Annotated in this window: 7 protein-coding genes and 2 pseudogenes; 2 read left to right on the top strand and 7 right to left on the bottom strand. The window is 59.5% G+C overall.

Annotation, left to right across the window (positions count from 1 at the left end; all coding sequences use genetic code 11):
* Window positions 1–409 precede the first annotated feature (409 nt).
* The 6 genes from ddpX to D2T30_RS22395 all read right to left on the bottom strand — a co-directional run bounded on the left by ddpX (window position 410) and on the right by D2T30_RS22395 (window position 6,707).
* Window positions 410–976, bottom strand: coding sequence for a D-alanyl-D-alanine dipeptidase (gene ddpX, locus D2T30_RS22420; RefSeq protein ID WP_128210594.1), 567 nt, complete (start codon window positions 974–976; stop codon window positions 410–412).
* A 2-nt stretch (window positions 977–978) separates the two neighbouring features.
* A complete protein-coding gene (locus D2T30_RS22415) occupies window positions 979–1,992 on the bottom strand; it encodes an oligopeptide/dipeptide ABC transporter ATP-binding protein (protein WP_241651380.1) in 1,014 nt (337 codons plus the stop codon).
* Window positions 1,908–3,050, bottom strand: a complete 1,143-nt coding sequence (locus D2T30_RS22410) for an ABC transporter ATP-binding protein (protein WP_206613065.1) — start codon at window positions 3,048–3,050, stop codon at window positions 1,908–1,910. The genes D2T30_RS22415 and D2T30_RS22410 overlap by 85 nt, the downstream gene beginning before the upstream one ends.
* Window positions 2,936–3,820 (bottom strand): ABC transporter permease subunit, encoded by an 885-nt coding sequence (locus D2T30_RS22405; RefSeq protein WP_128185553.1) that lies wholly within the window; start codon window positions 3,818–3,820, stop codon window positions 2,936–2,938. The genes D2T30_RS22410 and D2T30_RS22405 overlap by 115 nt, the downstream gene beginning before the upstream one ends.
* Window positions 3,817–4,833 carry an ABC transporter permease gene (locus D2T30_RS22400; protein ID WP_128185551.1) on the bottom strand — a complete coding sequence of 339 codons (1,017 nt, stop codon included), beginning with the start codon at window positions 4,831–4,833 and terminating at the stop codon, window positions 3,817–3,819. The genes D2T30_RS22405 and D2T30_RS22400 overlap by 4 nt, the downstream gene beginning before the upstream one ends.
* A 209-nt stretch (window positions 4,834–5,042) precedes the next feature.
* On the bottom strand, window positions 5,043–6,707 hold the full coding sequence (locus D2T30_RS22395; RefSeq protein WP_206613064.1) for an ABC transporter substrate-binding protein: 1,665 nt from the start codon (window positions 6,705–6,707) through the stop codon (window positions 5,043–5,045).
* Between the two features lie 187 nt (window positions 6,708–6,894).
* Between D2T30_RS22395 and D2T30_RS22390 the strand changes: the two genes are divergently transcribed.
* Both D2T30_RS22390 and D2T30_RS22385 read left to right on the top strand, forming a co-directional pair.
* The gene (locus D2T30_RS22390) at window positions 6,895–7,758 is read left to right on the top strand and encodes a MurR/RpiR family transcriptional regulator (RefSeq protein WP_128210593.1); all 864 of its coding nucleotides are present in this window, start codon (window positions 6,895–6,897) and stop codon (window positions 7,756–7,758) included.
* Between the two features lie 157 nt (window positions 7,759–7,915).
* Window positions 7,916–8,108, top strand: a pseudogene (locus tag D2T30_RS22385) (transposase); the annotation flags it as partial.
* A gap of 181 nt (window positions 8,109–8,289) precedes the next feature.
* Here the strand turns inward: D2T30_RS22385 and D2T30_RS22380 are convergent.
* Window positions 8,290–8,599, bottom strand: a pseudogene (locus D2T30_RS22380) (hypothetical protein); the annotation flags it as partial.
* Between the last annotated feature and the right edge of the window lie 132 nt (window positions 8,600–8,731).

Genomic DNA, 8,731 nt, shown 5'->3' with positions numbered 1-8,731 from the left:
GGGAAAGAAAGGGCGAAGGCGCGCCATCTGATCTTAGAAAGCCAGTAAAGGTTGCTCATAAATCAGGTCTCCTCGGGAGAGCCTGAATCATGAAGCGTGACTGAAATCAATGGGTCTGGAGCCTAGCCACGCCATCTGCGCGTCCGCCAGTCAGAACAGGTTGCTCATCGGTCAGTCTTCTTGCACAACCTGAATCGCGACCAAACCATAAGATCAATAAGCCCTGAGCCTAGGATCCAATGGCGTAACTGGCGGTAGACTGACGACCACTTGCCGAACTGCATGGATGAAGGTCTCGAAGAAGGTCGTTCATCGTCCGAAATAAGGTTGCGCGCCAAAGCCTCTCCCATGTTGAGATGACCTTGAATCATAGGCCGCCCATCAGGGGAATCCCTTTTGTCAACACGGGCTAGCCTTGCAATTCGGCGGTATCGTCAAGGATAGGATAGTTTTTACCCCGGGGCAGGGCGTAATGCCACCATTCCATCGGATTTTCGGCGAAGCCGGCTTCGACCATGACACGGCGCAAAATTGTGCGGTTTATGGTGGCCTCGGCGCTGATATCACCGCGGTCATGGTGCGATTGCGGTACCGCCGCATCGAAAGCGGTGCCCATATCAAGCCATTCGCTCCCCCGCGCCAATGTAATATCGACAGCAATCCCTCGCGAGTGGTCAGAGCCAACTGCGGGATCGGCCACAAATTCGGGATCGGGGCGTACGGCCCATAGCGCCTTCTGCACCGAAACCGGCCGATAGGCATCAAGGATTACCGGCGTCAGCCCTTGCGCGACAAAGGCGTCGGCGGCACGCGATATGGCGCGGGCGGCATCGGGGTGCAGGAAGGCCCGGGTTTCCCGGTAAAGAACGCGGCCGGTGAAATTCTCGGTCGTGGCATAGGCAAGCGCTATCCGCAGCGCGGGATGTGTCAGTGCGACCAGCGGCAAGGTGCCGTGGCCAAAGGGGGCAGCGTTCATTGTCATGCCTCCGCAGGCAGGTCTTTGTGGCAGCGCAGCTTGTGGTTTCCCTCAAGCAAACGCAGTGGTTGTGGTTTTTCGCAGCCCGCACCGGCAAAGCGGCAGCGACTGCGGAAAAAGCATCCGGCAGGCAGGACCCTGTTTGAAGGGAGCTCGGTTTCGTCGAGCTGGCCGGTGCTGCGGCCACGGCCGATTTTCGGCACAGCATCCAGCAACAGGCGGGTATAGGGATGCGCGGGCGTGGCGAAGACTTTGGCCGAGGGCCCCTGTTCGACGATCTGGCCCAGATACATCACCGCCACCTCGTCGCAGAAATGCCGGATCACCGACACATTATGCGAGATGAACACGTAGGCCAGCCTGTGCTCACGCTGAAGATCGCGCAGAAGGTTCAAGATCTGCGCCTGCACCGAGACATCGAGCGCCGAGGTCGGTTCATCGAGGATGATGATCTCGGGCGCACTGGACAGTGCCCGGGCGATGGCGATGCGCTGGCGCTGTCCACCCGAAAATTCGTGCGGATAGCGGTCGATATGCTCGGGCCGCAGGCCCACCTTGACCAAAAGCGCGGTCGCCTCGCGACGCAGGTCTTCGCGCGTGCGGGTTTGCTTGAGAAAGACCGGCTCCATCACGATGCGCCAGATCGGCATGCGCGGGTCAAGCGAGGAATTCGGATCCTGAAGCACGATCGAGATACGTTCGGCACCCGATACGCCTGCGATTGCGCCCGTGCTTGGCGCAAGCAGCCCCGTCATCACCTGCGCAAGGGTGGATTTCCCACAGCCGGATTCGCCCAATATGCCCAGCGTTCTGTCTCGCGCGATGCGCAGGCTGACCCCGTTGAGCGCATGTGCCCAGCTTTTCACGCGGCCGCGCCAATCCCGCCCGACGGGAAATTCGACGCCGATATCGGTCAGTTCGATTGCGATGCTCATGCCTGGGCCTCCTCTTCGATCCAGCAGGCATAGCTTTGTCCGCCGGCGTCCTGCCGCATCGGCGGAGGCGTGGTGCGGCACAGCCCTTGCGCATAGGCGCAGCGGTCGGCAAAGCGGCAGCCCGGTATATCTTCGCGCAGGTCCGGCAGCGTGCCCGGTATCGAGGCCAAAGCCTCCCCCGGGGCCACCTGATCCGGACCCGCCGCCAAAAGCGCATGCGTATAGGGATGACAAGGTTTGGTCAGCACGCTTGCGGTCGGCCCCGTTTCGACGACCTTGCCCGCATACATCACATAGACCCGATCCGTGTATTCCGATACGACCCCCAGATCATGGGTGATCAGCATGACCGCCGCCCCCACATCGCGGGCACGGTTCTGCAGTAGCGTCAACACCTGCCGCTGAACCGTCACGTCAAGCGCGGTGGTCGGTTCATCCGCGATGACGATCTTCGGGTCATTGGCAAAAGCCAGTGCAATCACGATGCGCTGGCGCATACCCCCCGAAAGCTCGAAGGAATAGCGGTTCATCACCGCCTCGGCATCGGCGATGCGCATGCTCTTCAACAATTTGACCGCATGGGCCTGTGCTTCTTTTTTGCCGATCTTGCGATGGGCGCGGATTACTTCGGTCATCAATGTGCCGATGCGGCGAGTCGGATTCAGGGCCGTGAGCGGTTCCTGAAAGATCATCGCTGCACCCGAGCCACGGATATGGCGCAATTCAGTCTCGGTCGCGGCCAGCATGTCGTGGCCAAGCAGTGAAAGCGCACCGGAGGTGACCTTATAGGCCGCCTCGGGCAAAAGCCGCATCGTGGCCATCGCGGTGACAGATTTGCCGCAACCCGATTCCCCCACGATGCCGACGATTTCGCCGGCATTGATTTCGATCGTCACGTCTTCGAGCGCATGGAGCGCCCCTTGCCAGACAGGGAATTCGAGGCTGAGGCCACGGATCGACAGAACGGGAGTGGTCGACATCGGGCCCGCGGTTGCGGGTCGGTTCTGCGCTGAAGGTTGCAACTTCATGAGCGGCCTTTCTGGCGCGGGTCCGTCAGGTCGCGGATGCCGTCGCCCAGCAGATTGAAAGCGATCGATGTGAACAGGATGGCAACGCCCGGAAAGGCCGAATACCACCATTGATTGAGGATGTAGCCGCGACCGGCCGAAACCATGGCCCCCCATTCGGCAGCGGGCGGTTGTGCCCCAAGGCCGATGAAGGACAGCCCCGCAACCATCAGGATCACCGCGCCGATATCAAGCGTCGCCTGAACAAGGATGGGAGACATGATATTGGGCACGACATGCAGACCCAAAAGCTGCCCCGATCTGGCACCGAAGACGCGGCTTGCCATTATATAGCCTGCCTCACGCACAACGAGAGTCTGGCCTCGGGCAAGACGCACATAGGTTGGTATGCGCACCAGCGTGATGGCCACCATCGCATTCCACAGGCTTGGCCCGAGAGCCGCTGCGAGTGCCATTGTCAGTACCAGAGACGGCACCGCCAGAACGATATCCATCAACCGCATGATAAGGGTATCAACCTTGCCGCCGAAGATCCCCGAAAGACCCCCGATCAGCGTGCCGATGGTGGCCGAAACCGCCACAACGAAAAGCGCCACGCCAATGGAGATCCGACCGCCATGCATCACGCGGCTGAAGATATCGCGGCCGACTTCGTCGGTGCCGAACGGGTGCTGCCATGAGGGGGTAGACAGGCGAGCGCGCAGATTGATGGCATTCGGATCTGTCCCGAGGAAGAACGGCAAAAGCCCTACCAAGATGACCACCACCACCAGCATCACAAGCCCGGTGACGGTAACCGGACTTTGGCGCACACGCGCCCATGTGCGACCGAAAGCCGGGTTTTTGAAGACCGTGAGATATTGTGACATGGCGGCCATCATCCGACCTCCTTGATCCGGGGATCAAGCGCGATATAAGCCAGATCGACTGCCAGATTGACCAGAACATAGGCCATGGAGACGATAACGGTGAAGCCCATCACCGCCGGAAAATCCAGTGCCTGAATGGAGTTGACTACATAGGCCCCCATGCCGGGCCAGGCAAAGATCGTTTCGGTCAGCACCGCGCCATACAGCAGGTCCCCGAATGCCAGTCCCAGCACCGTCACCGAAGGGATCGCGGCATTGGGGAGCGCATGGATAAGGATCACCCGAGCTTTCGACAACCCGCTTGCCCGCGCCGTGCGAACGTAATCTTCGGAAAGCTGGTCCAGCATGGCCGAACGGATTTGTCGTGCGATCACGCCCACATGCACGAAGCCAAGGCATAGTGCAGGGAGCACGAGATGCCATATCGCGTTGATCATGGTCTTGAACTGGCCGGTGACCAGACTGTCGAAGACATACATTCCGGTAATCGTCGGGGGCGGGGCGATACCCGCATCCAGCCGGCCACTGCCCGGAAACCAGCCTAGCCGCCCGTAAAAGGCGACAAGCAAAAGCAGGCCCAGCCAGAATGCCGGTGTCGAAATGCCGATTGCTGCGAAGGTGCGCGCAAGCTGGTCGATGATGCCGTTGCGCCATACCGCCGAGGCTACACCAAGCGGCACCCCCACGAGTATCGAAAAGATCAGCGCGACGATGACCAGTTCGAGCGTTGCGGGGAAATAGGCTACGATATCTTCGAGCACGGGCCGTCCTGTCCGGATCGAGGTGCCCAGATCCCCCTGAACCAGCCCGGCGATATATCGCCCGTATTGCACGTAAAGCGGTTGGTCGAGGCCCAGATTTTCACGCATCTGTGCCACAAGTTCATCACTGGCGCGGTCGCCGGCCAGCAGGCGTGCGGGGTCGCCAGGTATCATATGCGAAATGGTGAAAGTGATCAGCGAAACGCCGAAGATGACGAGGACGAGGAACATGAGACGTCGTCTGAGAACCACGAGAATGTTCATGAAGTAACCTGTTGGCTATTGGGGGCGCATGGCACCGTTGGCGGGGCACATGGCCCTTTGGCAGAAGGACACCGTCCTGCCTGATCTGACGTCAGGGTGCTGATCTGTGGGTGGGGGCTCTGACTGACGCCAGGGCGAGACAGTCAATACAAGCTGACGCCGCAGTATCGGCGGGCCTTTCCTCCCGCCGATACCGTCTTACCTGTCGATTACTGCGTTTTCGACATTGCCGCGAAATCGTAGATGTTTTCGAGCATCGGATTGAACACGTAGCCTTTCACGTTATCCCGCATCGCAAGCTGTGAGCTGCGCTGGAACAGGTAGTTATAGGCGGCTTCGTCAACAACGATCTTCTGCGCCTCCTGGTAAAGCGCTTCACGTTCCGGCTGCTCAGTTGTCGTGGCGGCAGTGCGCACCAGTTCGTCAACCTTCGGGTTCGAATAGAACGACCGGTTGCCCGACAGACCTTTCTTGGTGCTGTCGAACCAATAGTTCATGAACATGTAGGGGTCGGCGAAATCGGGGCTCCAGTTGCCGATGGCGATGTCAAAATCCCCCGCGCCAAGGCGATCTCGATAGCTGGCATTGGCCGATGATTCGAGCTTCACGTTCACGCCGGCCGCGGCGAGGTTGGCCTGCACGGCAAGGGCAATCATCGGCCAGGCGGCATCCTGTTCGGACAGGGCGAAAGTCACGGTCTTGCCGCTCAGACCCAGATCGGCGAAGGCGGCTTTGGCGGCGGCAGGGTCGTATTCGGAGGCTGGAATGGAGGCATCATAGCCCCACATGCCTTCGGGGATCGGCCCGTTGAGAGGCTTTGCCTGCCCCATCATGATGCCCTCGATGATCGCATCCTTGTCGACTGCGGCGATCAGCGCCTTGCGCGCCTCAACGGAATCAAAGGGCGATTTGGCATTGTTCATGTAAAGATAGGTGACAAGCAGGCTCGGGTTGGTCTGCACCTCGACTCCATTGACACCTTCCAGCGCCGCCGTCTGATCGACCGGCAGGCTTTCTGCGATATCCAGATCCCCCGCCTCGAGAGCCAGGCGACGGGCCGAGGCATCCGGCACGATCCGCACCTCGACGGAGGCGAGCGCGGGAGCTTCGCCACCGTAATGCGGGTTCGGCACCAATTTGATCGATTGGCCCTTTTCCCAGTTGGCGAGCATGTAAGCACCCGACCCTGCCGTATTCGCCGAAAGCCAGCCACGGCCAAGGTCACCGTCTTTTTCGTGTTCCATCACCTTTGGGTTGACGATGGCGGCCCCGCCATTTGCCAGGGTATAAAGAAAAGGTGTGAAGGGATCGGGCAGGGTGAAGCGCACTGTCATCGGGTCGACCGCCTCAACGGCAAGCCCTGCCGGAAAGGCCTCGGACGGCCCTTGTGCCAGCGTCATCAGCCGTTCGAAGGAGAAACGAACCGCCTCGGCGTCGACCGGCGAGCCGTCCGAGAACACGTTTCCGGGCTTCAGCTTGAATTCCCATACCTTGCCATCGGGGCTGACGGTCCAGCTTTCGGCCAATTGACCCGAAACGGTGGTTTGGCCTTTGCCGTCCTTCACGTCATAGGCGACGAGGCGCTGATAGGCGGGGTAGGCGATGGTGAAATCGTTGTTGTCGATCGTCACGCCCGGATCGATGGTCTGCGGATCGGCGGCTTTGCCGATCACCAGTGTGTCGGCAGGTGTCGCTGCATAGGCCGAAGTGGCGAGCATCGCGGCAGTGATGCAGGTGGTAAGTGTCAGGTGCTTCATGGATACCTCCGGTGGTGGGTTTCTGCTGCTTGGCCCGGTCTGTCTGAACAAGCGTTCTTCGTCGCTCCCCCGGACCGATTTCCGATCCTGTCCTGGTCGCGGGGTGTCTTTAGCCATCTTGCTGTCGGTGTGCGGGTTGTTCGCGTGATCTCACCTTGAGAGCTATTTGATAGAGGCGTAGCATCCAACAAGTTTCAGAGATATCCATAACATTGCCGCGTTCAGATCATGCATTTGCATAATAATTGTGCAAAACTTCCATGACTGTTGCCTTCCGCAGCGCCGAGCGATTAGGACTACGTGGATGGAACTCGATCTTTCGACACTCAAAAGCGCAATTGCCCAAGCCGAGCCGGGTCTCACCCGGTTAGAGAGCCGTATTTCGGCCTATCTGTTGGCGCGTCCCGATGCGATTTTGCTGGAGACCAGTGCCGAGACAGCCCGCAAGCTGAATATCAGCCCGATGACCGTGACACGCTTTTATCGCAAGCTGGGATTTGATAGCGCTGCCGAGGTCCGCGCCGAGGTGCGCCGCCATGCTTTCGGGCCGGAAAGCCGACGCATGGATCTGCGGTTTGCTTCGGTCACAGAAATGCGCGGCACGGCCAAGGCCGACGATGATCGTGCCTTTAGCCGCGCCACCGTCGATGCGGCCTACGCGCTGCGCGAAACAAGTGCTTGGGGCAAGATCGTCGATCTTGTGGCGCAGGCTGACAGCGTACATGCGGTAGGCTTTCAGACCATGCATTTTCTGGCGGATGGTCTGTGCCGGCGTCTTACATATTTACGGGACCGGGTGCATATCCTCGACGGAATCGATGGAGTCTATGCCGAACTGTTGCCCGCACCCAATGAGCGGATGACGCTGATCATGATAGATACGTTCCGTTATGGTGCGCATGGTCCGCTGCTCGCACAAATGGCTCGGGAACGGGGTGTCGATGTGGTGATCTTCGCGGATGAATTCTGCGATTGGGCCACAGGCCTGACGCCGCATGTGCTGCGCTATCCTGCCGAGACGCGGTTTGTGTTGCCCTTGCCGCAGGGAATAACCTTGGGTTTGACACTGCTATTGCAGGATGTGAGCACGGCATTGGGAGAAAGCGCACGCGAACGTATCGCTAAACTTTCGGATGCGCAGGACCATTTCGGTCTGTTTCTTGATTGAGTTAGGGAGCGGAAACGACGATGCGCCAATCCTGTCTTCAAGGTCGGCGACACATCGGCTGACGGCTGAATGCGAAACGCCCGTTGGTGTTTGACAAAAGGGGCTCTACCTTTCGGCGGTCTGTGAATTCAAGATCATCTCTACGTGGGAGGCGCTCTTGGCGCGGAAGCTGACCTCGGACGTCGAGTGGACATTCTTCAAGGTCTTCATTCGTGCAGTCCGGCATCCGAATGGACGCAAGCCTGCAGACCATCGCTTGTTTTGGACGGCCTTCTTTGGATCGCGCGACGGGTGCGCCATGGCGTGACCTGTCCGAAGAGTTCGGCAAATGGTCGGCGGTCTACCTCCAGTGAGAGTGTCCGGTCTTTTGTGTATGATTGATTCGGTCCAGGAGGTTGCCGACGAAGCTGGACGGGTGGCTCGATCTGAAAATCTTGAAAAGCTTGGCATAGCGTTGATAATTGAGGCTCGCCGCCGGTGTTGTTGGGGAAGTCAGGGAGTGACCGCACCCGCCCCCTTTCCCCTTTGGGGTCATGCCACGCGTTCTATCTCGGCAGTGCCGAGTGCATTGAAGCGGTTCATGACTGAGCAGGTGAACGCCACGGGTTCGAGAGAACCTGCGAAGGATGCGGATGTGGATTTCGGCGGTCTGACGGTCCGGATCTCGTGATGCGATCCACTCGCCGAAGGCCTTCAAACATCTCATCTTCGCCTCGACCCGACTTCGGACGTGATAACCAGTCCAGCGCTTCCAGATGGGTCTGCCCAGGCGTTGGGTTGCACGAAGGAACTCATTGCGCGCAACAGCGACGGGACAATCTTCCTTCCAACGTCGCCCATGTATTAACCCAGCGGAATCTGCCCCGGTTAAGCCGCTGATCTGCATGTCTCGGCAGGCGTGCGCATTGCAGGCGTCTGGTGAGGGCGGCGGTTGTTGTAGAAGCTGATCCAGTCACCGATAGCGCGGGTCGCG

This window comes from Paenirhodobacter populi (assembly GCF_004022215.1).
GTDB classification, from domain to species: domain Bacteria; phylum Pseudomonadota; class Alphaproteobacteria; order Rhodobacterales; family Rhodobacteraceae; genus Rhodobacter; species Rhodobacter populi.
The sequence above is the reverse complement of the archived record's forward strand: the minus strand, read 5'-3'. Positions and strand labels throughout refer to the sequence as shown.